Raw genomic sequence first — 24,425 nt, forward strand, 5'->3', positions numbered from 1 at the left:
TCCCTTTTCTCAAAAAAGGAGAAAATATGACACTTGATAAAACAAAGGTTGTCTACCAAATTTATCCAAAATCTTTTAAAGACACGACTGGCAACGGTTTGGGAGATTTTCGCGGGATTATTGAAAAGCTTCCTTATCTGAAACAGCTGGGAGTGGACATGATCTGGCTCAATCCTTTCTATCCGAGTCCGCAACGGGACAACGGTTACGATATTTCTGATTACACTGCGGTAGACCCTATCTTTGGAGATATGGCAGATTTTGAAGAGATGGTCAAGGTCGGCCAGCAGCATGGTATTGACTTTATGCTGGACATGGTTCTCAATCATTGCTCGATTGAGCATGAGTGGTTCCAAAAGGCGCTGGCTGGAGATTCCTACTATCAGGACTTCTTTATCCTGCGGGATGAGCCAACGGACTGGCTGTCCAAGTTTGGTGGCAGTGCCTGGGCGCCATTTGGCGATACGGGCAAATATTATCTGCATCTCTATGATGTGACTCAAGCTGATCTTAACTGGCGCAATCCTAATGTTCGTCAAGAGCTTTTTAAAGTGGTGAATTTTTGGCGGGATAAAGGAGTCAAGGGCTTCCGCTTTGACGTCATCAATGTCATCGGAAAAGATGAGGTACTGGCGGACTGTCCAGAGCAGGATGGGAAGCCAGCCTATACCGATAAGCCAATTGTCCATGACTATCTGCGTATGATGAACGAAGCGACCTTTGGGCAGGACGATTCCGTTATGACGGTTGGTGAAATGAGTGCTACGACGATTGAAAATTGCATTCTTTACACAGCACCAGACCGGCAGGAGCTATCTATGGCCTTTAATTTCCATCATCTCAAGGTGGACTATGAAGCTGGACAGAAATGGACGCTTAAGGCTTTTGATTTTGAAGAGTTAAAACGCCTCTTCCATACTTGGGGTAAGGAAATGAGCAATCATGATGGCTGGTCAGCCCTCTTTTGGAACAACCATGATCAGCCGCGAGCTCTCAACCGCTTTGTCGATGTAGAGAATTTTCGTAATGAAGGGGCAACCATGCTGGCAGCCAGTATTCATCTGTCGCGCGGGACGCCTTATATCTACATGGGTGAGGAGATTGGCATGGTGGATCCTGACTATGACTCCATGGAAGATTATGTGGATGTCGAGTCTCTCAATGCTTACCAGACTCTGCTTGCTGAAGGTCAATCGCCAGAAGCAGCTTTCAGGATTATCAAAGCTAAATCTCGTGATAATTCTCGGACGCCTATGCAGTGGGATGATTCGGTCAATGCAGGTTTTACAACAGGAACTCCATGGCTGAAGGCGGGCAAATCCTATCCTCTTATCAATGTGGAAAATGAAATCAAGAGTCCGATTTTTACCTTTTATCAGAAATTGATTGGCTTGCGTAAGGAACTACCTATCATCGCAGAGGGCAGCTATCAGCCAGCTTATGAGGACAGTCCTCAGGTCTATGCCTTTGAGCGGGAGTGGCAAGGACAAATACTTTTAGTCCTTAACAACTTCTATGCTGATCCGATTACGTTGGACATCCTGCCGGATTATCAAAATGGTCAGGTTCTCCTATCCAACTATGGCAAGGCTCAGATTGACCATGTGATGACCTTGCAGCCATACGAAACCTTGGCAATCTTAGTAGGTGAAAACTAAAGTCTTGAAAGAATCTGGAAAAAATTCCAGATTCTTTTTTCTGTGTTGGGCCAGTCTAGGCAAGTATTTTTCTGAAGTAAGAGAAACTAATACAGAATTTTAAGAAAGCCTTTGCAAAATTTGATTCTTTTCTTTATAATAAAAATTAAATAGGATAATATACATTTATACAGAAAAGGAGAAGTTCATGAAAAAACAAGTTTCTTACAGGCAGCTCTTTCCCACAGTGGTCTTGCTAGCTGCTTTTCTATCCCTGCTTTTTTCTGTCCAACCGGTCGGAGCAGAAGAAGCAGTAAGTTCGTCGACTTCAGATGCGGCAGCTCTCACAGAGAATCCGGCTGTAAGCGATGCGTCGGTTGCCAGTCAAGCAGATAGCTCTTCTGCAGACTTAGGAGAGTCAAGGCCAGCTTCTACAGAGGCAGTGGAAAAGGCAGACCAAGCCCCAGCTGCAGCACAAGCTGCGGCTAGCGGATCAGAAGCTGTGCCCAATGTGGGAACCATTCAGGGAGAATCACAAGCCTCTCCCTATGAGGACAAGGAAGTTCAAGTTTCCAATGTAGTTGTGACGAAAACAGACCGCTATGGTTTTTATGTTCAAGACGTGACTCCTGATGGAAATAGCAGGACTTCTGATGCTCTTTATGTCCTTTCTAAAGAAAAAGTTGATGTCGGAGACAAACTTAGTCTTGAAGGACGCGTTAAAGAAGGCTACATGGAAGAACTCAGCGTTCGCCAAGGGCAAACCTTTAACAAGCCCATTGATAGCTTGACTGTCACCATGCTTGTCGCTTCTAAAGTGACCAAGGAAGGGAAAGCCGACTTACCTGCTCCAGTAGACATCGTGGCTAATATGCCTCAGGATACGGTCGATAACGATATTAATAACTATCAGCCTCAAAGTGAAGCGTTGGACTACTGGGAAAGTTTGGAAGGAATGTTGACGACGGTGAAGAAACCGCATATTCTGGGACCTCAGTACCGAGGTGATGTTTATGTCTTGCCAGAAGGTTATCAGGCTTTACCATTAAACAATATCGGCGGTCTCAATCTTCGTCCAAATGCCCAAAATACAGCAACCATTCCAGTCTATGTTGGCAATAAATTTATTGCCAAGGCCAAGGATTATTTCAATGGTGATATGGTCGGAGTCGTGACCTATCGTGGGAAGATTTATAAGTTGGAGCCGACTCAGCTGCCTGATTTAGTAGACGGGGGCTTGCAAAGACAGGTCTCTCCTATCTATCCAAGCGAGGACAAGCTGACTATCGCTTCCTACAATATCGAGAATTTTTCTGCTAATGCTAAAAAAGGTGAAACACCTGAGGAAAAAGTGACTAGAATCGCTAATTCCTTTATCAATGAAATCCATAGTCCAGATATCATCACGCTCATCGAGGTTCAAGACGAGAATGGCAGTGTCAATGACGGAACGACCAGCGGTGTCAAAAGCGGTGAGAAACTAGCGGCCCGCATCAAAGAACTGGGCGGAAAAACTTACAAGTACACTGAAGTTGCCCCACTTGATGGTCAAGATGGCGGCAAGCCTGGCTCTAATATCCGCGTGGCCTTTCTCTACGATCCAAATCGTGTAAAATTAGTTGAGAAAGATGCTGGTAATAGTGATGAAGCAGCTAGCTTCTCTGGTGGCCATTTGGTTAAGAATCCTACACGGATTGCTCCAACAAATCCGGCTTTTACCAAGGTTCGTAAATCCTTGGCAGCTGAGTTTGAATTTAAGGGACAGCATATCGTTGTTATCGCCAATCATTTGAAGTCCAAGATTGGGGATGATGCCGTTTATGGCTCCGCTCAACCAGCAGTTCAGCATACGCAGGCAGCCCGAATTGAGCAGGCTAAAATTTTAAATAGCTTTGTTCAGGAAGGACTGAGACAAAATCCTAACCTTAAGTTTGTGCTGACTGGTGATTTTAACGATTTTGAATTTTCCGAAACGGCTAAAGCACTGGCGGGTAATGAACTGATTAATCTTATGCAGGAGCATGATGCGGCTGACCGTTATTCCTATTTCTACCGCGGCAGCAACCAAAGCTTGGATAATATTTTCATTTCGAAGAACCTGGCAGGCAAGGCAGTCTTTGCGCCTGTCCATATCAATGCCTCTTTCATGGAGGAACATGGCAGAGCTTCAGACCATGATCCAGTAGTGGTGCAGCTGGACTTTTCTAAGGATGTTGCAGCCTCGTCTTCTGAAAGTTCCCAGCCGTCTCAATCAAGTGGACAATCTACTGTAGCAGTAGAACAAGGAGCTCCGTCTCAGACCAATTCTCCATCGTCCAATCAAACCGGACAAGGACAGACTGCTGGCAGCAAGAAGAAGGGACTCCCTCAGACCGGCCAAAATAAGAGTGGCTGGGCAGTTTTGGGATTAACTTTGCTAATGTTTGCTTTTACTCTCAAAAAGATAAGCAGAAATTAACTAAAATCAATTTAAAAAGTGAAATCAGGGTGGAATAAAGATTCTGCCCTGATTTTTTGCTTGCCTACTGCTTTCGCTCAAAATTTTCATCTGTTGTAAAACACTGAAAATGAAACTGAAAAACAGTTTGTTTTCTAAAAAATAGGCAAATTAGGTCTATTTTTGCTTTAATCATGTTATAATGTAGTTAGTTATAAAACGTTTTCAGACTTAAGAGGTTGCGCTATGGTTGAAGAGAAAATTGAAGAAGCAGTTGATTATGGAAAGGTAACGGGCATGGTCCACTCCACCGAAAGTTTTGGAGCTGTTGATGGACCGGGTATCCGTTTTATTGTTTTTTTGCAGGGCTGCCACATGCGCTGCCAGTATTGCCATAATCCGGACACATGGGAGATGGAGACCAACAAATCTCAGCTACGGACAGTGGATGATGTCTTGCAAGAAGCTCTCCGTTATAAGGGCTTCTGGGGCAATAAAGGCGGCATCACCGTCAGTGGTGGAGAAGCTTTGCTACAGATTGATTTTCTGATTGCCCTCTTTACAAAGGCTAAGGAGCTGGGTATCCACTGTACCTTGGATACCTGTGCCCTGCCTTTCAGAAATACGCCTCGCTATCTGAAAAAATTTGACAAGCTCATGGCAGTGACGGATTTAGTCTTGCTAGATATCAAGGAGATTAACGAAGAACAGCATAAAATCGTGACCAGCCAGACCAACAAGAATATCTTGGCTTGTGCTAAGTACTTGTCTGACATTGGAAAGCCAGTCTGGATTCGTCATGTCTTGGTGCCGGGACTGACTGATCGTGATGATGACCTGATTGAGCTAGGTAAGTTTGTAAAAACGCTGAAGAATGTTGATAAGTTTGAAATTCTACCTTACCATACCATGGGAGAATTCAAATGGCGGGAGTTGGGTATCCCTTACAAGCTGGAAGGTGTTAAGCCTCCGACAGCTGATCGGGTCAAGAATGCTGAGGAACTCATGCAGACGGAGTCCTATACAGAGTATATGAATCGGGTGCATAATAGCTAATCTACTTTGAGTATGAATAAATGGGCTGGTGGGCTAACCAGTCCATTTTTCTTAAGAAAATGTCCTTCTGCTTTTGTGAAATGCCTGTAATTATGGTAAAATAAATGCAATAAACATTATATAAAAGAAGAGGTTTATCATGTCTAAAATTTTAGTTTTCGGTCACCAAAATCCTGATTCAGATGCCATTGGTTCATCTTACGCTTTTGCTTACTTGGCTCGTGAAGCTTATAGCTTGGATACAGAAGTTGTTGCTCTAGGTGAGCCTAATGAAGAAACAGCCTTTGTTTTGGATTACTTTGGCGTGGATGCACCGCGCGTGATTACATCTGCAAAGGCAGAGGGAGCTGAGCAAGTTATCCTGACAGACCACAATGAATTCCAGCAGTCTGTGGCAGATATTGCAGAAGTTGAAGTTTATGGCGTAGTGGACCACCACCGTGTTGCTAACTTTGAAACAGCTAGTCCCCTTTACATGCGCTTGGAGCCAGTGGGATCTGCTTCCTCTATTGTTTACCGCATGTTCAAGGAGCACGGTGTAGCAGTTCCAAAAGAGATCGCAGGATTGATGCTGTCAGGTTTGATCTCTGATACACTCTTGCTCAAGTCCCCAACAACTCATCCAACTGACAAGGTCATTGCACCAGAATTGGCTGAGCTGGCTGGTGTCAACTTGGAAGAGTATGGTTTGGCAATGCTTAAGGCAGGTACAAACTTGGCTAGCAAGTCTGCAGAAGAGTTGATTGACATTGATGCTAAAACCTTTGAATTGAACGGAAACAATGTCCGTGTGGCACAGGTCAACACTGTTGATATTGCCGAAGTTTTGGAACGTCAAACAGAAATCGAAGCGGCTATTGAAAAAGCAATCGCTGATAATGGCTACTCTGACTTTGTCTTGATGATTACAGATATTATCAACTCAAACTCAGAAATTTTGGCTATCGGAAGCAATATGGACAAGGTCGAAGCAGCCTTTAACTTTGTTCTTGAAAACAACCATGCTTTCCTTGTAGGCGCTGTTTCTCGTAAGAAGCAAGTGGTGCCTCAACTGACAGAAAGTTTTAATGCTTAAAGAGCTCAAATGATGAAATAAGTTACTAGATGAGGGCTATTCCCCTCATACTTAAAAAGGGGTCTCGGCTCCTTTTTTGATAGGCGAGAGAAATGAAGATTCAAGATTTACAAGATGGAGATTTGATTTTTACAGTCGGATCTTCAGAAATTGCTGCAGCCATTCGAGCAGCAACGGGTTCATATAGCCACGTGGCTATCTTTTTTAATGGTGAGATTTTTCATGCAACTCATGAGAAGGGTGTTGTCAATCAAGATTTGTCTGATTTTTTGCAGGATGAGGATGTTTATGACGTGTATCGCTATCCAGCTATTGAAGCAGAAGCTGTCTTTAAAAGGGCCAAATTACATCTAGGAAAGCCATACAATTTCAGCTTTTATCCGCAGTCCGATGGTTTTTACTGCTCGGAGTATATTGCGGAAATTTTGCCGATTTTTGATACGATTCCTATGCAGTTTGGCGATGAGGAAAATCAGATTTCTGATTTTTGGCAGGAGTATTATCGAGAATTGGGCTTAGATGTGCCCTTAAATCAGCCTGGGACGAATCCTAGCCAGTTGGCTCAGTCAAGAAAACTCATCTACAAAGGAGAACTTCATGATTAAAATCATCAATCCCAGCCGTTTGACGTGCCAGCCTTTTTTTCAGGAGCTGATTGATTATTTGGATCAGCATGAGGCGGTGATTCTACGTGAGATTAAGCGAGAGTTTGAGGGCGTGGCTAATATTGACCGCTCGATAGAGGACTATATCAAGGCAGGCTATATCCGGCGGGAAAACAAGCGATATTATCTGACGCTGCCTTTTGTGGAAAGTTTGGAGGACTTACGTTTGGACCAGGAGGTCTTTATCCGTGATGATAGTCCCCTCTATCAGGAAGTCTTGGAGCTGCGCTTTGAGACCCAGCTTTCCAATCAGACCAATGCGGCGGTCTTGCTGGAAGAGACAGATTTTCAGCGGGATAAGCTGACCTTGGCTAATTATTTTTACAAGATGCAGCGCCAATATCCGCTGTCTGGGACACAAAAGCCTCTCTATGCTGTCTTGGGCGACGTCAATCCCGAGTATGCACTTAAGTATATGACGACCTTTCTTCTCAAGTATGTCCGCAAGGATGAGCTCATGCAGAAGCGGCGGGACATTTTTGTCGATAGCCTAGTAATCTTGGGCTATATCCGGCAAAACGAAGCAGGCAAGTATGAGTTACAGGCCAGCTTTGATAAGGAGAGATTGACTTTCCAGCTGGACTGATTTTCTCATAGAATGAGCAGAATATTTGACCTTTGAAAAGAAAAAACTTATACTACTGTAAATGGTATCAGAAACCGTAAAAAAGAATGGAGGCAAAATTATGTCACTAGAAAATAAATTCGATGAGGCTAAAGGCGCTGTTAAAGAAGGCGTGGGTAAAGTTACAGGAGATAACAAGACAGAAGCAGAAGGCTTTGTAGAAAAAACTGTTGCTAAAGCCAAAGAAGTTGCTGAAGATGCTAAAGGAGCTGTAGAAGGTGCCGTTGAAGGTATCAAAAACAGCTTGGATAAATAAGAATAGCGAAAAGAGAGTGAACATTCAACTCTCTTTTTGTATGTCTAATTACAGGACAAATCTTTCTTTTTCACTTTTTGTTTGTAGATGAAAAACGAAACAGGTAGCAGTAAGCAGCAATAAAAAAGTTTTATAAAATTGTAAATAATAAAAATTTAAGCTTTTCATGCTAAGATAGAAATATAAAAAAGAACCTGCAATGGTGACATGAATTTACAGGTGGTGAAAGGAAAGATGATGAAACGATTGACACACCTACGCCCCTCAAAGCCGTTGAAAGAGTTGAGATGGTTTGATATTGCTGTGATTACCCTGCTCATGTTTGGGCAGTTTATTTACCGCTCAACGGAGCTTTATCTTGCTAGCTTTGCGCCAGCCGCCAGCACAGGAGCGACTGAAACGGTGACCAATACAGCCACTGAAGGAGCGGCTTTTTCTAGCAATTTCAATTTTCAGCTGCTGATGCTGGTCTTGACCATTCTTTACCTATTGTTTCGGCGCTTTGACTTTAAGCAGCTTCCCATCCGTCTGAGCTGGTCAGTTCTCCTTTGGACTCCTCTTATTTTTGTTGCAGTAGGGTTCTTTGGTGACATTGTGACGACACTGAGCGGCGAGTATAATTACTTTGAACCAACTCTCTGGTCTTATGTGGACTTGCTAGAAATTTTTAGGAAATTTGCTGAACTGACACCTATGGCTATTCTCTACGGACTTCTCAATGGCTTCTATGAGGAATTCTTTTTTCTGGGGCTTATGACCTCTGTTAAGGATAAGTATAAGTGGTGGGCTCTGGCTTACTCTACTATCATTCGGATTTCTTTCCACACCTATCAGGGCATGTTGTGGGCATTGGTTATCGGAGTGGTGTATGGTCTCTTTTACTATTTCCTTTACAAGTACAAGGTTAAGAACCTCCTGCCTTTCTTTCTCATGCACGCCTTGGCGGATATGTTTGGCTCCAGCTTGATGTACGTTCTGATTAAATGGCGGTAATTTTTATAAAACGACAATAAAAAGGCGATATGCTCGCCTTTTTTCTTATAAATACTTTTCTGCTAGGGCAAAGTCTCCTGGATAGGCTGCTTTTTCTCCTTCTACGATTTGGTAAGCATCTGCTCCTTTACCGGCCAGAATGACGGCATCTCCCTCTCGCTCAGTCAGACTGAGAGCTTTTTTGATGGCTTCTTCACGGTCAGCTATTTTTTCCACTGGATAGGAGATGTAAGATGCGATTTCCTCCGCAATGGCTAGAGGATCTTCATAGTTAGGGTCGTCCGCGGTTAAGATAACGGTCAGCTCAGGATGCTGATTAAGTAGGAGACCGAAGTCTTTGCGCCGGCTTTCACCCTTGTTGCCTGTAGCACCTAAGAGGAGAATAATCTTGCCCTTCTGATGTTCCTGTACCACAGACAGCAGGTTGCTTAGGCTGACGCCATTGTGAGCATAGTCAACGAAGACCTTGGCGCCATTTTTATGAGTCAGAACTTCCATACGGCCTGGGACTCGGGTTGCAGCAATTCCTTTTTTGATGTCTTCGAGGCTAGCACCCAGTCGCAGACAGGCAAGACCAGCCGCTATTGCATTTTCCTGATTGAATCGGCCGATAAGTTGGATATCGTAGTGGCCAGCTAACTTGCCAGCAGCTTCAAAGCTGAAAGCCTGAGAATCTATGATGGTATTGCTAGAGCCTGCTCCATAGAAATCGTGTTCCATAGAAGCGACTTGTTCTTTCACGATTTGGAAATGATCCATGCCGCTGTTTACGATAACTGCTCGGCTATGGTCCATCAAGAGCCGCTTATTGTAGAAGTAATCTTCAAAGGTGGGATGCTCAATGGGGCCGATATGGTCGGGGCTGATATTGAGAAAGACACCCACATCAAAGGTCAGGCCATAGACCCTTTTCTTGAGATAAGCCTGGCTGGAAACTTCCATGATGAGATGAGTCCGACCATTAGCAAGGGCTTGGGTCATCATTTTGATAAGATCCAGACTCTCTGGTGTAGTCAGAGTTGACTTGAAGAAGGTCTCGCCATCCAAAGTAGTGTTCATAGTTGAGAGCAGGGCAGGTCGATGGCTTTGGGAAAGGATTTGATAGGCAAAATAAGCTGTAGTTGTCTTGCCCTTGGTGCCAGTAAAGGCCAGCAGTTTGAGCTTTTTCTCAGGATGGTCGTAAAATTCCATGGCTAAGAGACTCATGGCCTGCTTGACATCGTTGACCAAGAGGACCGGAATCCCCACTTGAAAGTCTGTCTCGCTGATATAAAAGCGCAGGCCAGCTGTGACGGCTTTTTCTAGAAATTCTTTCTTAAAAGCCTCACCCTTGACAAAAAAGAGGGTAGAGGCATCCGCTTCCCTGCTGTCATAACTAATACTATCGAAAGTCAAGCCACTATAAGAGAAGAAGTATTCTCCGTCTTTAACAATATCACGAAAATTATGGTCTTCTTTTAAAATATCTAATACGGTTTCAATTTTAATCATAAATCTATTGTAAACCTTATGGCTGGGTTTTACAAGAGGCAAGGAAAAGTTTATAATAAAAGAAGAATAAATAGCAGAGGTTTTCTATGAGCCAAGAAACAACAAGCCAGCAGCAGCAGATGCTGCGGGGAACTGCCTGGTTAACTGCCAGCAATTTTATCAGTCGTCTTCTGGGTGCCATCTATATCATTCCTTGGTATATTTGGATGGGCAAGCACGGCGCCGAGGCCAACGGTCTTTTTACTATGGGCTACAACATCTATGCCTGGTTTTTACTGATTTCGACAGCCGGCGTGCCAGTAGCAGTGGCCAAGCAGGTGGCTAAGTACAATACCATTGACAAGGAAGAGCACAGTTTTACTCTCATCCGAGAGTTTCTCAAGTTTATGCTGCTTTTGGGAGCTATATTTGCAGTCATCATGTACCTGCTCTCACCAGTTTTTGCCTCTATGTCTGGCGGTGGGTCAGACTTGGTGCCAGTCATGCAGAGTCTGTCCTGGGCTGTTTTGATTTTTCCATCTATGAGTGTTATCCGCGGCTTTTTCCAGGGCTTTAACAATCTCAAGCCCTATGCCATCAGCCAGATTGCGGAGCAGGTCATTCGGGTTATCTGGATGCTGCTGACAGCCTTTTTCATCATGAAAATCGGTTCTGGCAACTATGTAGAAGCGGTTACCCAGTCAACTTTTGCCGCATTTATCGGTATGCTGGCTAGTATGGCTGTCTTGGTCTTCTATCTTTGGAAGACAGGAATGCTGACTTCCATCTTTCATAAGCCTGTTAATGCTACAAAGATTAATGGCCGTGCCCTCCTCTGGGATACTATTCGTGAAGCCATTCCTTTCATTATTACAGGATCTGCCATTCAGCTTTTTCAGATTCTTGACCAAGCTACCTTTATCCATGTCATGAGTTGGATTAGTAAGCACAGCAGGTCCGAGCTCTTGGTTCAGTTTGCCTATTTCTCAGCTAATCCTAATAAAGTCACCATGATTTTAATTGCTGTGGCGACCTCTATTGGTGGTGTGGGGATTCCTCTCTTGACCGAGAACTATGTCAAAGGTGATTTCCGCTCGGCTGCCCGTTTGGTGCAGGATAATCTCAGCATGCTGATTTTCTTTATCCTGCCAGCAACCATTGGTGCTGTTTTGGTGGCGGAACCTCTGTATACCGTTTTCTATGGCAAACCAGATAGTTTAGCACTGGGTCTTTTCATCTTTGCTATGCTGCAGACCATTATCCTCAGTCTATATACAGTGTTGGCTCCGATGATTCAAGCCCTCTTCCAAAATCGAAAAGCTATTATTTACTTCCTCTATGGAGTAGGAGTCAAGTTGGTGCTGCAAGTGCCATTGATTTATATTTTCAAAGCTTATGGTCCTCTTCTTGCGACGACAGTTGGCTTGATTATCCCAACCCTGCTCATGTATCAGGAAATTCGCAAGGTAACAGGTCTGAATCCTAAGAACCTCTTTAAACGAAGTCTCCTGTCAGTGATTCTGACGGTTCTGATGACCCTCTTTGTCTTGGTAGCAGAACTTCTCATTGGCCTCTTTCTCCATCCTAGCGGACGGATTTCCAGTTTTGTCTATATAGCTCTGATTGGCGGTATCGGTCTTGCTGTCTATGGCGGTCTGGCGCTCAAAGTTCGCCTTATGGATCGCTTTATCGGTTCAAAAGCAGCCAGTTTGCGCCGACGCTTTCATATCTATTAAAAAGCCACTAGGCTTTTTAATTTTTAGCTTTGTTTTTCTAAAACTTTAACATTATAGTTTCAAACTATAGCTAGCTCTTGAAAAGAAAAAAGAAAAATGTTTTCAAAAGATGTTACAATAGAGGGTGAAATATTAGCGAAGGATTGGAAGGTTAATATGAGTAAGGACGTAAAATTAAATACACTACTGGCTCAGGCTGGGGTAAAAAAAGATGAAACAACTGGTGCTTTAACAACACCCCTGCATTTTTCAACGACCTACCAGCACCCTGAGTTTGGCCAGTCGACAGGTTATGACTATACTCGAACCAAGAATCCAACGAGGGTTAGCTTGGAAGAGACTCTCGCTGCTATCGAAAGCGCAGACTATGCACTAGCAACTAGTTCTGGTATGTCGGCTATTGTGCTAGCCTTTAGCGCCTTTCCAGTTGGCAGCAAGGTTTTGGCTGTTCGGGATCTCTATGGCGGCTCTTTTCGCTGGTTTGCCCAAGCTGAAGCAGAAGGGCGCTTTGCCTTTACCTATGCCAATACAGAAGAAGAACTACTGAATAATCTGACAGAGGATATAGATATTGTCTATATCGAGACACCGACCAATCCTCTTATGGTAGAGTTTGACCTTGCCCGCATTTCCCAAGCGGCTCACGAGCGAGGAGCATCTGTCATTGTGGACAATACCTTCTATAGTCCGATTTATCAAAGACCGTTGGAGGACGGAGCAGATATTGTTCTACACTCTGCGACCAAGTATCTGGGCGGGCACAATGATGTCTTGGCTGGAGCTATCATGACCAATGACACTACTATCTATGACAAGCTATTCTATAACCTCAATACAACTGGGCCAGTCCTGTCTCCTTTTGACAGCTATCTGCTTTTGCGCGGTCTCAAGACATTGGCTCTCCGTATGGAGCGCTCTACTCAGAATGCGCAAGAAGTAGTCGCTTTTCTGAAGAAATCTCCTACGGTAAAAGAGGTTCTCTATCCAGGCAAGGGTGGTATGATTTCCTTTAAAGTTGTGGACGAAGGGAAGATTCCTCATCTCCTAAATAACCTGAAAGTCTTTACCTTTGCGGAAAGTTTGGGTGGAGTGGAGAGCTTGATTACCTATCCGACTACTCAGACTCACGCAGACATTCCAGTGGAAGTGCGTCATTCTTATGGCTTGACTGATGATTTGCTGCGCCTGTCGATTGGAATTGAGGATAGTCGAGATTTGGTAGACGATTTACGTGCAGCCTTGGAGAATGAATAATATGGGAAGATATAATTTTGAAAAAGCCCCCTGTCGTGTAGGGCATCATACTTATAAATGGAAAGAAGCGGAGAAGGACAGGGAAGTCCTGCCAGCCTGGATTGCAGATATGGACTTTGAAGTCCTGCCAGAAATCCAGCAAGCTGTTCATGACTACGCTAATCAGTTAGTCTATGGCTATACCTATGCTAGTGAAGAGCTGATCAATGCCGTTCTAGATTGGGAGAGGGATGAGCACGACTATACTTTTGAGCGGGAAGCCTTGGTATTTATTGAAGGGGTTGTTCCTGCTATTTCGACGGCTATTCAAGCCTTTAGCGAGGAAGGCGATGCCGTTCTCATCAACACTCCAGTTTATCCACCTTTTGCCCGCAGTGTTAAGCTCAATAATCGTCAGCTTATTACCAATTCTTTGATAGAGCAGGACGGACTTTTTCAGATTGATTTTGAGCAGCTAGAGCGGGACATTGCAAACAATGAAGTCAAGATTTATGTTCTTTGCAATCCGCACAATCCCGGAGGTCGAGTTTGGGAACGGGAAGTGTTAGAGAAAATTGGCCGCCTCTGCCAAAAGTACGGCGTTCTCCTGGTTTCAGACGAAATCCATCAAGATTTGACGCTGTTTGGCCATGAACATCAGTCTTTCAATACTGTCTCGCCTGACTTTAAGGACTTTAGCTTGATTTTAGCCAGTGCGACTAAGACCTTTAATATTGCTGGGACTAAAAATTCCTATGCTGTGATTGAGAATCCTAGCTTGCGGTATCAGTTTAAAAAACGCCAGCTGGCCAACAATCAGCATGAAATTCCTGGCCTTGGTTTTTTAACGACAGAAGCAGCTTATCGTTACGGTTGGTCTTGGTTGATGGAGCTTAAGAAAGTTCTTGAGAAAAATGTGAATTTTGTGGTCGATTATTTTGCCAAGGAAGCACCTCGCCTACGGGTCATGAAGCCTCAAGGAACCTATCTGATTTGGCTGGATTTTTCAGATTATAGCCTGACAGATGACCAGCTTTTCCAGCTGCTGCGAGAAGAGGCTAAGGTCGTTCTGAATCGAGGAAGTGATTTTGGCCAAGAAGGTAAAGGTCATGCCCGCTTAAATGTTGCTGCTCCTGAGACGATGGTTGAAGAAATCTGCTCCCGTATTGCAGAGGTATTGCCAAAATAAATCAAAAAATGTTTTTAAATTTGTCTTAAGTAAGAAAAATGATTGACAATCCTTCTAAAGAGGAGTATAGTAATAGTGGAAAATCGGTAGGTGAGGCTACCATAAGGATACGGATGACTACCGCAAAGCAGTGGAGACACTACTCGTTGGTTAACAGTCCTGATCGCCAAGGTCAAGACTAAGCTCATTGCATCGCCTTATGGAGTTAAAGCTTGAACGGTAAATACTTGCTTTATCTGTGCTTAAAACAATGAAGCGAATAACCTGACATGCAAACGACCCTGCCGAGAAATTGGTAGGGTATTCTTTTTTGCTGAAAATATTTGAAGTATGCAAATAGTTGATGGCTTGCTAATCAAGACATAGAAGAAAGGAGATACGCGATGCAAATTGACGATTATCCGGAACCGCACATACACAGCCAATCGCTGATTTGTGTCGTTCTATCCTCATAAAGTGATTGGTTCCCGTGTATGAAAATTATCAATCATATATCAAGGAGAAACCAATGAAAACAGTAAAAGAAAGATTAGTTGCTGCTTTGCAGCTTCCTGTAAAAGAAACTCTAGCAATTTACAAGACTACCTTTCGTGGCCTGACAGAAGAGCAGGTTGAAGAAAATCGTGACTTCTATGGAGAAAATATCATCACGAAGGGTCAGGAAGACTCTATTCTGAAGAAAATTTACGAGTCTATCATTAACCCCTTTACGGTTATCTTACTGGTAATTGCTCTGGTATCATTAGTAACTAATGTCTGGCTGGCCAAGCCTGGTGAGGAAGATCCAACGACTTCCATCATCATTGTCGTTTTAGTGCTGATTTCTGGAGGCATTCGCTTTGTTCAGGAATTGCGGAGCGATCGCGCTGCTAGCAATCTGTCTCGTCTTATTGTCAATACAGCTACGGTTATCCGTGAAGGAGTAGAGCAGGAACTTCCGATTGATGAGCTTGTTGTAGGAGACATCATCAAGCTTAGTGCTGGAGACATGATCCCAGCAGATGTCTTGTTGCTAGAATCGCGTGATTTCTTTGTTCAGCAATCCGGCTTGACAGGGGAAAGTGATGCAGTAGAAAAGTTATGTCTGGCCAAGGCAGATGGGCAAAATCTTGATAGCCTTTTAGAAACAGAGTCACTGGCCTTTATGGGAACCAACGTTATTTCCGGACGAGCTACAGCTCTGGTGCTGGTGGTTGGTGATGAGACCATGATGGGAGCCATTGAGCAGACGCTGAACACCTACGATGAGCCCACCTCTTTTGAGCGCGAGATGAATAGCATTTCCTGGCTCTTGATTCGTCTGATGCTCGTCATGGTGCCGGTTGTTTTCTTCATCAACGGTCTGACAGATGGAGACTGGCTGGAAGCGGGTGTCTTTGCTCTCAGCGTTGGGGTCGGATTGACCCCAGAAATGCTACCGATGATTATCACAGCTAGCCTAGCTAAAGGGTCTATTATTATGGCTCAGGAAAAGGTCGTGATCAAAAAACTGAATGCCATTCAAGACCTAGGAGCTATTGATATCCTTTGTACGGATAAGACGGGCACACTGACCCAAGACGAGATAGTCTTGGAGTACCCGCTGGATATTCATGGTGATTTGGACTTAGCAGTGCTCCGTCGTGCCTTTCTCAATTCCTATTATCAAACAGGTCTCAAGAATCTCATGGACCGGGCTATTATCAACAGGACGAAGAAAGAAGCGGAGAAGCATGAGATTGTTCGTGATCTTGACCAAACATTTAAGAAGATTGATGAACTACCCTTTGACTTTGAGCGCCGTCGCATGAGCGTCATTGTCAAGGATGATGAAAATGTCATCAGCATGGTGACCAAGGGCGCCTTGGAGGAAATGCTGGCGATCTCTAGCCATGTAGAATACAAGAATCGCATTACGGAACTGACTGAAGAGATTCGTCAGGAAATCCTTGCAGAAGTGGCTCAACTCAATGAGCAAGGCCTGCGCGTGCTTGGTGTTAGCTATAAGTCGGACTTAGAAGAAGATTACGACTATGAGGTGAAGGATGAGTCCGATATGATTTTGACAGGCTATCTGGCCTTTCTGGATCCACCCAAGTCATCCGCAGCTCCGGCTATTCAAATCTTGGCTGAGTATGGCGTTGCCACAAAGATATTGACGGGTGATAATGAAAAGGTTACTCAGGCAGTTTGTGAAAAAGTTGGCCTTGATGTAGATAATATCTTGCTAGGTGTAGAGGTAGATGCTTTATCTGATGAGGAATTGAGCCAAGCAGTGGAGAATACGACGGTCTTTGCCAAACTCTCACCTGACCAAAAAGCTCGGATCATCCTCCAGCTCAAAGCTAATGGACATAAGGTTGGTTACATGGGTGATGGCATCAATGATGCTCCCTCTATGAAAGTAGCGGATGTTGGTATTTCAGTAGATACAGCTGTCGATATTGCTAAAGAAACTGCGGATGTCATTCTGCTGGACAAGGATCTCATGGTTCTGGAGAAAGGGCTGGTAGAGGGGCGCAAGGTCTATGCCAACATGACCAAGTATATCAAGATGACGGTCAGTTCCAACTTTGGGAATATCTTTTCCCTCCTCTTTGCCAGTATCTTTCTGCCTTTTCTGCCTATGGCACCGGTTCATCTGATTGTCCTCAATCTGGTTTATGACTTGTCCTGTATTGCTCTACCCTTTGATAATGTGGATAGTGAATTTCTCAAGAAACCTCATATCTGGTCAGCCAACTCCATTACCCGCTTTATGGCTTGGATCGGGCCAATCTCATCCGTTTTTGATGTTTTGACCTATGTGGTACTCTACTTTATTATCGTACCTATGATAACAGGTGGTAACTATCAAGCTGGTAGTGGGCAGGCAGAGACCTTTATTACTCTTTTTCAAACAGGCTGGTTTATTGAGTCTATGTGGACCCAGACCATGGTCATCTATATGCTACGCTCACCTAAGCTGCCATTTGTGCACAGCCGTCCTGCTTTGTCCGTTATTGTGACGACCATGGCGGCAGCCCTCTTCGTTACTTCCTTGCCCTACAGCCTCTTTGCGTCAGTTCTGAAGACGAATCCGCTGAATGGCACTTATTTCCTTTTCCTTTTCTTGATTATTGCGCTTTATATGGTTAGCGTAACTCTTGTTAAACACATATATATCAGACGTTATAAGGAATGGCTCTAGAATTAAGAAAATCTCTGAAAAGGTTTGCTTATGGCAAGCCTTTTCAATCTTTTTTTGATATAATAAGAAGAATAAATTGAGAGAAGGAAATCCAATCATGGGAAAACTAGAAGTTATCGCTCATCCGCTTATTCAGCATAAATTGTCTATCTTGCGTCGTACAGATACCTCTACCAAGGCTTTTCGTGAATTAGTTGATGAAATCGCAATGCTCATGGGATATGAAGTTTTGCGCGATTTACCACTTGAAGATGTCGAAATTGAAACACCGATTACGAAAACCATTCAAAAGCAGATTGCTGGGAAAAAATTAGCTATTGTTCCAATCTTGCGAGCTGGTATTGGCATGGTGGATGGACTTCTTAGCTTGGTTCCAGCAGCTAAGGTCGGGCATATCGGAATGTACCGTGATGAGGAAACCTTGAAACCGGTTGAATACCTAGTCAAGCTGCCAGAAGATATTGACCAACGTCAGATTTTTGTTGTAGATCCAATGCTGGCTACTGGTGGTTCTGCGATCTTGGCGGTGGATTCTCTCAAGAAACGTGGTGCTAGCCACATTACATTTGTATGTTTGGTTTCAGCGCCTGAAGGAGTAAAAGCTTTGCAGGAAGCTCATCCAGATGTTGATATTTTCACAGCTGCTCTGGATGACCATCTCAATGATCATGGTTATATCGTACCAGGACTGGGAGATGCAGGAGATCGTCTTTTCGGTACCAAGTAAAAGTTTCTATTTGACCTTTTTTGACCAAAAGGATATAATAGTTCCATAATTTGAAATTCTATTCCCTAGTTTGATAGAAAATTTTAAAAAGAGAAAGAGAGAAAACTATGATTCCTGTAGTTATTGAACAAACCAGCCGAGGAGAGCGCTCCTATGATATTTATTCTCGGCTATTAAAAGATCGGATTATCATGCTGACGGGTCCAGTAGAGGACAATATGGCTAATTCAGTCATTGCCCAGCTCCTTTTCTTGGATGCACAGGACAATACTAAAGATATTTATCTCTATGTAAATTCGCCGGGTGGATCAGTTTCCGCAGGTTTGGCCATTGTGGACACTATGAACTTTATCAAGTCTGATGTTCAGACCATTGTTATGGGTGTAGCTGCCAGCATGGGAACTGTCATTGCTTCCAGTGGTGCCAAGGGCAAACGCTTCATGCTTCCAAATGCAGAATATCTGATTCACCAGCCGATGGGCGGAGCTGGAAGTGCTACCCAGCAAACGGATATAGCTATTGTAGCTGAGCACTTGCTTAGAACTCGGAATACCTTGGAAAAAATCTTGGCTGAGAACTCTGGCAAGTCCGTTGAGCAAATCCACAAGGATGCAGAGCGTGATTACTGGATGAGTGCTCAGGAAACCTTGGAATACGGCTTTATTGACGAAATCATGGAAAATAGCAATCTGAGCTAACATAGGAGGAGCCAAAAGCGGCTTCTTTTTTGTTGCTTTGAGTCTGACAAGCTAGCAAGTTCAGGTGTTTTAATCTGACTATAAAGCTTTTCAGGGCTAGTTTTTTTGCCCTATCTTTGCTATAATCATCTAAGAACTACATGGACTGGAAAGGAGTTTTATGATAGAGAGAGAAGAAAGGGTGGGCTTGATTGTCTATCTTTACTATAATCGAGATGCCAAAAAGCTGGCAAATTTTGGGGATATTATTTATCATTCTAAGAAGCATCGCTATCTGCATCTCTATGTCAAGCAAGAGGAAGCCCAGAACTTACAGGAGAATCTGCCCAAGGAGCGCTACGTTAAGCAAGTCCGAATTTCTCATATAAAAGAACTAGATCAAAACTTTGTTGGAAGCCTGTATAGAGAGCAAGAAAACGTTATCATTTGATAAAATTTCTATAAAGGGTTGACAATTGTCAGATAATTCGATATATTCTTACTATATCATCAAATAAATCACTTAAGGAGATTTCCTAATGAAGAAAAAATTTGCACTATCCTTAGTAGCTTTTGCTAGTGCGGCCCTTCTCGCAGCTTGTGGAGAAGTATCTAACAACAACTCAACAGCAACTGGTACAGAAATTGGCGATACGATTAAATTTGGTTTCAACTTTGAAGAATCAGGTGAAGTAGCAGCCTACGGTACAGCTGAACAACATGGTGCTCAGTTGGCAGTTGATGAAATCAACGCTGCTGGCGGTGTGGATGGCAAGAAGATTGAAGTTACTGATAAGGATAACAAATCAGAAACTGCTGAAGCATCGACCATCACTACTAGCTTGGTTACCCAAAGCAAGGTAAATGCAATCATTGGACCTGCGACTTCTGGAGCTACAGCTTCAGCTACAGCAAATGCTGCTAAAGCAGGTGTACCAATCATTACACCAAGTGCGACACAGGATGATTTGACCAACAAGCAAGATTATCTTTACCGTGCAACCTTCATTGATAGCTACCAAGGTAAAATCATTTCTAAGTATGTCACTGACAACTTGAAAGCTAAGAAAGTTGTTCTTTACTATGATCAATCCAGTGACTACGCTAAAGGAATGGCGGATGCCTTCAAGAAGGAATTCAAGGGTGAGATTGTAGCAACAGAAACCTTCCAATCTAAGGATACAGACTTCCAAGCTGCTTTGACAAAGATTAAAGGCAAAGAATTTGATGCTCTGGTTGTTCCAGGTTACTATACAGAAGCTGGTAAAATTGTCAATCAAGCACGTGGTTTGGGTATTGACCAAACAATCGTTGGTCCTGATGGCTTTGGCGATGCTAAGTTCGTTGAGCAAGCAACTCCAGCTGCAGCTACAAATGTTTACTATGTATCTGGCTTTACAACTTCTGGTGAAATGTCAGAAAAAGCTAAGAAGTTTGTTGAAGCATACAAAGCTAAGTACAAAGAAGAGCCATCTATGTTTGCAGCTCTGGCATATGACTCTGTTTATATGGCAGCTGAAGCAGCTAAAGGCGCTAAAACTTCTGTAGATATCAAAGACAACTTGGCTAAGCTTAAAGATTTCGATGGAGTAACTGGTTCAATCACTATTGATAAAGACCACAATCCAGTGAAAACCGCTCTGATGATTGGCTTGAAAGACGGTCAAGTAGATACTGTAGAAACAGTTAAAGCGGAATAAGAGTTATGAGGCTGGGGCTATCCCAGTCTTTGACTTGTTTTCTATTTCTTGTTGCTTGAGCAAATTAGTAGATGATTTCTTTCTGAATCTACGGATTTGAAAGAGTATTGTTTTATAATCTATTTTCTTCGTTTCTCAATCAACTATTATTCGTATTTTGGGAGTGGGATGATAAAATCACGACCTAGTCTGCTGATTTTTATCCCATTCCTTATTTTATTATAGAAAGAGTGGTGTCTAATGCTCCAACAATTAGTCAACGGTCTAATCCTGGGTAGTGTTTATGCGCTTCTGGCTTTGGGTTATACCATGGTTTATGGGATTATTAAGCTGATTAACTTTGCCCACGGCGATATCTATATGATTGGTGCCTTTATGGGTTATTACTTGATTAATATCCTGAAGTTTAATTTCTTCCTTTCTCTTATTTTAGCGATGATTGGGACAGCGATTCTCGGTGTGCTTATTGAGTTTTTAGCCTATCGTCCTCTGAGAAATTCGACTCGGATTGCGGCTTTGATTACAGCTATTGGGGTTTCTTTTCTCCTTGAGTATGGCATGATTTTCTTTGTCGGTGCCAATACTCGTTCCTTCCCACAGGTTATTAAAACAGTACGCTTTAACTTAGGGCCGATTTCTATCTCAAATATTCAATTGCTGATTTTGGGAATTTCGATTTTCCTCATGGTGGCTTTGCAGTTCATCGTGCAGAAGACAAAGATGGGTAAAGCTATGCGTGCTGTGTCCGTAGACAGTGATGCTGCTCAGCTAATGGGAATCAATGTCAATCGCACGATCAGTTTCACCTTTGCTTTGGGGTCAGCTCTTGCAGGAGCTGCTGGTGTTCTAATTGCCCTTTACTATAATTCATTGGAGCCTTTGATGGGGATGACTCCAGGAATTAAGTCCTTTGTAGCAGCCGTTCTAGGTGGTATTGGAATCATTCCTGGTGCAGCGCTTGGCGGTTTTGTTATCGGTCTTTTGGAAACTTTTGCGACAGCGCTTGGACTATCTGATTTCCGAGATGCCATTGTCTATGCGATTTTGATTGTCATTCTTCTGATCCGACCGGCTGGTATCCTCGGTAAAAATGTGAAAGAGAAGGTATAAGGTATGAAAAAGAATTTAAAGATAAATATTTTCTGGCTTGGCCTTGTCCTAATCGGCTACCTGCTGATGACAGTATTGGTTAGTGCCGGTGTTCTTAATGCTTTTTACATTCAAATCTTAGAGCAGATCGGGATTAATATTATTTTGGCTGTGGGGCTCAACCTCATCGTCGGATTCTCAGGTCAATTCTCTCTTGGGCACGCTGGCTTTATGGCTATCGGTGCCTACGCAGTAGCCATTATTGGCTCTAAATCGCCAACTTATGGCGCTTTCTTCATCGCTATGCTGGCTGGAGCTATCATTGCTGGTATTGTGGCTTTGGCAGTTGGTTTGCCAACCCTGCGTCTTAAAGGAGACTATCTCGCGATTGCGACTCTTGGTGTCTCAGAGATTATCCGGATTCTGATTATTAATGGCGGTACTTTGACGAATGGCGCAGCTGGTATCCTATCCATTCCGCCTTTTACGTCTTGGCAGATGGTCTATGTCTTTGTTGTTATCACAACGATTTTGACCTTGAATTTCCTGCGCAGTCCTATCGGTCGCAGCACTCTGTCTGTCCGTGAGGATGAGATTGCTGCCGAGTCTGTTGGGGTTAATACTACTAGAATCAAAGTGACAGCCTTTGTCTTGGGAGCTATCACGGCTTCTATTGCTGGCTCTCTTCAAGCTGGCTTCGTTGGTTCAGTTGTTCCTAAGGACTATTCCTTTACCAACACTATCAATATCTTGATTATTGTCGTTTTTGGTGGTCTAGGCTCTATGACTGGAACCATTGTAGCTGCAGTAGTATTGGGAATTCTCAATATGCTGCTGCAGGATGTATCCAGCATTCGGATGATTGTCTATTCTTTGGCTTTAATCTTGGTCATGATTTTCCGTCCAGGTGGGCTTTTAGGAACTTGGGAGTTCAGTCTGTCTAAGCTCTTCAAAAAGAATAAGGAGGTCAAAGAATAATGGCACTTCTTGATGTAAAAAATCTAACTAAAAACTTTGGCGGTCTGACTGCTGTCAGCGATGTGACCTTGGAACTCAACGAGGGCGAGCTGGTTGGTCTGATTGGCCCTAATGGTGCAGGAAAAACGACCCTTTTCAATCTCTTAACGGGCGTTTATGAGCCGAGTGAAGGGACAGTGACACTAGATGGCCACTTGCTCAATGGTAAGGTTCCTTACAAGATTGCTGCTTTAGGTCTAGGGCGGACCTTCCAGAACATCCGGCTCTTCAAAGATCTTAGTGTTTTGGATAATGTTTTGATTGCCTTTGGTAATCATCATAAGGCTCATGTGTTGGCTTCCTTCTTCCGCCTGCCAGCCTACTACAAAAACGAAGAAGAACTCAAAGCTAAGGCTTTGGAGTTGCTGAAAATTTTTGACTTGGACAAGGAAGCAGAAACCTTGGCTAAGAACTTAGCTTATGGTCAGCAGCGTCGCTTGGAAATCGTTCGTGCCCTGGCAACGGAGCCTAAGATTCTTTTCTTGGATGAACCGGCTGCCGGGATGAACCCTCAGGAGACAGCTGAGCTGACTGCATTGATTCGACGGATTAAAAACGAATTTAACATTACCATCATGCTGATTGAGCATGACATGAGTCTGGTAATGGAAGTCACTGAGCGAATCTATGTGCTGGAGTACGGCCGCTTGATTGCGCACGGAACACCTGATGAAATTAAGAATGACAAACGCGTTATTGAAGCTTATCTAGGAGGTGAAGCCTAATGTCCATGCTTAAAGTTGAGAATCTCTCTGTCCATTATGGCATGATTCAGGCTGTCCGTGATGTCAGCTTTGAAGTCAATGAAGGAGAAGTCGTTTCCCTGATTGGTGCCAATGGCGCTGGAAAAACGACCATTCTCCGCACGATTTCAGGCTTGGTTCGTCCAAGTGCTGGTAAAATTGAATTTGTCGGCAATGAAATTCAAAAAGTTCCTGCTCAAAAAATCGTAGCAGCTGGACTTTCGCAAGTACCAGAAGGCCGTCATGTTTTTCCAGGTTTGACCGTTTTGGAGAATTTGGAAATGGGCGCCTTTCTCAAAACAAACCGCGAAGAAAATCAAGCCAATCTCAAAAAGGTCTTTTCTCGTTTCCCACGCTTGGAAGAGCGTAAAAACCAAGATGCTGCAACCCTTTCAGGAGGTGAGCAGCAGATGCTGGCTATGGGACGGGCTCTGATGTCTACGCCTAAGCTGTTGCTCTTGGATGAGCCTTCTATGGGCTTGGCGCCAATCTTTATCCAGGAAATCTTCGATATTATCCAAGATATCCAGCGGCAAGGCACAACAGTTCTTTTGATTGAGCAAAATGCAAATAAGGCTCTCTCTATCGCTGACCGCGGTTATGTCCTTGAAACAGGTAAAATCGTTCTGTCCGGAACAGGCCAAGAGCTCCTCGCTTCTGACGAAGTCCGCAAAGCATATCTAGGTGGCTAAAAATGTCTGGGAGACATTTTTAGGTTGTTGATAGAAAGTTACGGTAGTAACTTAACAGTTAGAAAAGGTCCATTGGACCTTTTTAAGTTGCAGATAAAGAAAACAAGGTTTTCGTCAAGATGCCCAGGGGATTGTTTCAGGTTGCAGATGGGAATTCGCGAGAGCGAGTTCAAAATGTTAAGCTAGTATAGTTGACCATTGCCTATCTTTAATTTTTCCAATCGCGGGATTTTTCTAAA

General features: G+C 43.5%; 21 protein-coding genes and 1 riboswitch. Of the genes, 20 read left to right on the plus strand and 1 reads right to left on the minus strand.

Annotated elements, in window-relative coordinates:
• Positions 1-26: 26 nt before the first annotated feature.
• The 8 genes from treC to MK370_RS06120 all read left to right on the plus strand — a co-directional run bounded on the left by treC (position 27) and on the right by MK370_RS06120 (position 8,744).
• Complete coding sequence (gene treC, locus MK370_RS06085) at positions 27-1,658, plus strand: alpha,alpha-phosphotrehalase (protein WP_268684577.1); 1,632 nt, start codon at positions 27-29, stop codon at positions 1,656-1,658.
• A gap of 187 nt (positions 1,659-1,845) precedes the next feature.
• Positions 1,846-4,095 (plus strand): endonuclease/exonuclease/phosphatase family protein, encoded by a 2,250-nt coding sequence (locus tag MK370_RS06090; protein WP_268684578.1) that lies wholly within the window; start codon positions 1,846-1,848, stop codon positions 4,093-4,095.
• Positions 4,096-4,320: 225 nt separating this feature from the next.
• Positions 4,321-5,130: a pyruvate formate-lyase-activating protein gene (gene pflA, locus MK370_RS06095; RefSeq protein WP_268684579.1), complete on the plus strand. Its 810-nt coding sequence runs from the start codon at positions 4,321-4,323 to the stop codon at positions 5,128-5,130.
• 139 nt (positions 5,131-5,269) lie between these two features.
• Positions 5,270-6,205: a manganese-dependent inorganic pyrophosphatase gene (locus MK370_RS06100; protein WP_268684580.1), complete on the plus strand. Its 936-nt coding sequence runs from the start codon at positions 5,270-5,272 to the stop codon at positions 6,203-6,205.
• Positions 6,206-6,297: 92 nt separating this feature from the next.
• Positions 6,298-6,810, plus strand: a complete 513-nt coding sequence (locus MK370_RS06105; RefSeq protein WP_268684581.1) for a YiiX/YebB-like N1pC/P60 family cysteine hydrolase — start codon at positions 6,298-6,300, stop codon at positions 6,808-6,810.
• A complete protein-coding gene (locus tag MK370_RS06110) occupies positions 6,803-7,456 on the plus strand; it encodes a DUF1803 domain-containing protein (RefSeq protein WP_268684582.1) in 654 nt (217 codons plus the stop codon). Before MK370_RS06105 ends, MK370_RS06110 begins: the two co-directional genes overlap by 8 nt.
• A 100-nt stretch (positions 7,457-7,556) precedes the next feature.
• Positions 7,557-7,751, plus strand: a complete 195-nt coding sequence (locus MK370_RS06115) for a CsbD family protein (protein ID WP_268684583.1) — start codon at positions 7,557-7,559, stop codon at positions 7,749-7,751.
• Between the two features lie 234 nt (positions 7,752-7,985).
• Positions 7,986-8,744, plus strand: coding sequence for a CPBP family intramembrane glutamic endopeptidase (locus MK370_RS06120; protein WP_268684584.1), 759 nt, complete (start codon positions 7,986-7,988; stop codon positions 8,742-8,744).
• A gap of 45 nt (positions 8,745-8,789) precedes the next feature.
• Here MK370_RS06120 and MK370_RS06125 read toward each other — a convergent pair whose 3' ends face one another.
• Positions 8,790-10,235, minus strand: coding sequence for a UDP-N-acetylmuramoyl-L-alanyl-D-glutamate--L-lysine ligase (locus MK370_RS06125; RefSeq protein ID WP_268684585.1), 1,446 nt, complete (start codon positions 10,233-10,235; stop codon positions 8,790-8,792).
• An 86-nt stretch (positions 10,236-10,321) separates the two neighbouring features.
• Here MK370_RS06125 and MK370_RS06130 point away from each other — a divergent pair, with 86 nt between their 5' ends.
• From MK370_RS06130 to MK370_RS06185, 12 genes are all read left to right on the plus strand, one after another.
• A complete protein-coding gene (locus tag MK370_RS06130) occupies positions 10,322-11,950 on the plus strand; it encodes a putative polysaccharide biosynthesis protein (protein WP_268684586.1) in 1,629 nt (542 codons plus the stop codon).
• 96 nt (positions 11,951-12,046) lie between these two features.
• On the plus strand, positions 12,047-13,204 hold the full coding sequence (locus tag MK370_RS06135; protein ID WP_268684587.1) for a cystathionine gamma-synthase: 1,158 nt from the start codon (positions 12,047-12,049) through the stop codon (positions 13,202-13,204).
• Positions 13,197-14,372 (plus strand): MalY/PatB family protein, encoded by a 1,176-nt coding sequence (locus tag MK370_RS06140; protein ID WP_268684588.1) that lies wholly within the window; start codon positions 13,197-13,199, stop codon positions 14,370-14,372. The genes MK370_RS06135 and MK370_RS06140 overlap by 8 nt, the downstream gene beginning before the upstream one ends.
• 75 nt (positions 14,373-14,447) lie before the next feature.
• A riboswitch (M-box (ykoK) riboswitch) is annotated at positions 14,448-14,604 on the plus strand.
• A gap of 276 nt (positions 14,605-14,880) precedes the next feature.
• Positions 14,881-17,541 carry a magnesium-translocating P-type ATPase gene (gene mgtA, locus MK370_RS06145; protein ID WP_268684589.1) on the plus strand — a complete coding sequence of 887 codons (2,661 nt, stop codon included), beginning with the start codon at positions 14,881-14,883 and terminating at the stop codon, positions 17,539-17,541.
• Between the two features lie 97 nt (positions 17,542-17,638).
• Complete coding sequence (gene upp, locus MK370_RS06150; protein WP_002903228.1) at positions 17,639-18,268, plus strand: uracil phosphoribosyltransferase; 630 nt, start codon at positions 17,639-17,641, stop codon at positions 18,266-18,268.
• A gap of 80 nt (positions 18,269-18,348) precedes the next feature.
• Complete coding sequence (locus MK370_RS06155; RefSeq protein ID WP_268684770.1) at positions 18,349-18,966, plus strand: ATP-dependent Clp protease proteolytic subunit; 618 nt, start codon at positions 18,349-18,351, stop codon at positions 18,964-18,966.
• Positions 18,967-19,126: 160 nt separating this feature from the next.
• Positions 19,127-19,396 (plus strand): YlbG family protein, encoded by a 270-nt coding sequence (locus MK370_RS06160; RefSeq protein WP_002920616.1) that lies wholly within the window; start codon positions 19,127-19,129, stop codon positions 19,394-19,396.
• A gap of 88 nt (positions 19,397-19,484) precedes the next feature.
• Positions 19,485-20,645, plus strand: coding sequence for an ABC transporter substrate-binding protein (locus tag MK370_RS06165; protein ID WP_002905096.1), 1,161 nt, complete (start codon positions 19,485-19,487; stop codon positions 20,643-20,645).
• A gap of 240 nt (positions 20,646-20,885) precedes the next feature.
• On the plus strand, positions 20,886-21,755 hold the full coding sequence (locus MK370_RS06170; protein ID WP_002894678.1) for a branched-chain amino acid ABC transporter permease: 870 nt from the start codon (positions 20,886-20,888) through the stop codon (positions 21,753-21,755).
• Between the two features lie 3 nt (positions 21,756-21,758).
• Positions 21,759-22,712 carry a branched-chain amino acid ABC transporter permease gene (locus MK370_RS06175; protein WP_268684590.1) on the plus strand — a complete coding sequence of 318 codons (954 nt, stop codon included), beginning with the start codon at positions 21,759-21,761 and terminating at the stop codon, positions 22,710-22,712.
• On the plus strand, positions 22,712-23,476 hold the full coding sequence (locus MK370_RS06180) for an ABC transporter ATP-binding protein (RefSeq protein WP_004185854.1): 765 nt from the start codon (positions 22,712-22,714) through the stop codon (positions 23,474-23,476). Before MK370_RS06175 ends, MK370_RS06180 begins: the two co-directional genes overlap by 1 nt.
• Complete coding sequence (locus tag MK370_RS06185; RefSeq protein WP_002894681.1) at positions 23,476-24,186, plus strand: ABC transporter ATP-binding protein; 711 nt, start codon at positions 23,476-23,478, stop codon at positions 24,184-24,186. Before MK370_RS06180 ends, MK370_RS06185 begins: the two co-directional genes overlap by 1 nt.
• Positions 24,187-24,425 lie beyond the last annotated feature (239 nt).

Source organism: Streptococcus sanguinis (assembly GCF_026781265.1).
GTDB classification, from domain to species: Bacteria; Bacillota; Bacilli; order Lactobacillales; family Streptococcaceae; genus Streptococcus; species Streptococcus sanguinis_T.

Bases quoted from the DNA above. Each gene is read 5' to 3' on its own strand.
- MK370_RS06120 (WP_268684584.1), top strand. From the start codon at position 7,986: ATGATGAAACGATTGACACACCTACGCCCCTCAAAGCCGTTGAAAGAG.
- treC (WP_268684577.1), top strand. From the start codon at position 27: ATGACACTTGATAAAACAAAGGTTGTCTACCAAATTTATCCAAAATCT.
- MK370_RS06090 (WP_268684578.1), top strand. From the start codon at position 1,846: ATGAAAAAACAAGTTTCTTACAGGCAGCTCTTTCCCACAGTGGTCTTG.
- MK370_RS06105 (WP_268684581.1), top strand. From the start codon at position 6,298: ATGAAGATTCAAGATTTACAAGATGGAGATTTGATTTTTACAGTCGGA.
- MK370_RS06100 (WP_268684580.1), top strand. From the start codon at position 5,270: ATGTCTAAAATTTTAGTTTTCGGTCACCAAAATCCTGATTCAGATGCC.
- MK370_RS06125 (WP_268684585.1), bottom strand. From the start codon at position 10,235: ATGATTAAAATTGAAACCGTATTAGATATTTTAAAAGAAGACCATAAT.
- MK370_RS06130 (WP_268684586.1), top strand. From the start codon at position 10,322: ATGAGCCAAGAAACAACAAGCCAGCAGCAGCAGATGCTGCGGGGAACT.
- MK370_RS06170 (WP_002894678.1), top strand. From the start codon at position 20,886: ATGCTCCAACAATTAGTCAACGGTCTAATCCTGGGTAGTGTTTATGCG.
- MK370_RS06180 (WP_004185854.1), top strand. From the start codon at position 22,712: ATGGCACTTCTTGATGTAAAAAATCTAACTAAAAACTTTGGCGGTCTG.
- MK370_RS06175 (WP_268684590.1), top strand. From the start codon at position 21,759: ATGAAAAAGAATTTAAAGATAAATATTTTCTGGCTTGGCCTTGTCCTA.
- mgtA (WP_268684589.1), top strand. From the start codon at position 14,881: ATGAAAACAGTAAAAGAAAGATTAGTTGCTGCTTTGCAGCTTCCTGTA.
- MK370_RS06160 (WP_002920616.1), top strand. From the start codon at position 19,127: ATGATAGAGAGAGAAGAAAGGGTGGGCTTGATTGTCTATCTTTACTAT.
- MK370_RS06165 (WP_002905096.1), top strand. From the start codon at position 19,485: ATGAAGAAAAAATTTGCACTATCCTTAGTAGCTTTTGCTAGTGCGGCC.
- MK370_RS06115 (WP_268684583.1), top strand. From the start codon at position 7,557: ATGTCACTAGAAAATAAATTCGATGAGGCTAAAGGCGCTGTTAAAGAA.
- MK370_RS06185 (WP_002894681.1), top strand. From the start codon at position 23,476: ATGTCCATGCTTAAAGTTGAGAATCTCTCTGTCCATTATGGCATGATT.
- pflA (WP_268684579.1), top strand. From the start codon at position 4,321: ATGGTTGAAGAGAAAATTGAAGAAGCAGTTGATTATGGAAAGGTAACG.
- MK370_RS06140 (WP_268684588.1), top strand. From the start codon at position 13,197: ATGAATAATATGGGAAGATATAATTTTGAAAAAGCCCCCTGTCGTGTA.
- MK370_RS06135 (WP_268684587.1), top strand. From the start codon at position 12,047: ATGTTTTCAAAAGATGTTACAATAGAGGGTGAAATATTAGCGAAGGAT.
- MK370_RS06110 (WP_268684582.1), top strand. From the start codon at position 6,803: ATGATTAAAATCATCAATCCCAGCCGTTTGACGTGCCAGCCTTTTTTT.
- upp (WP_002903228.1), top strand. From the start codon at position 17,639: ATGGGAAAACTAGAAGTTATCGCTCATCCGCTTATTCAGCATAAATTG.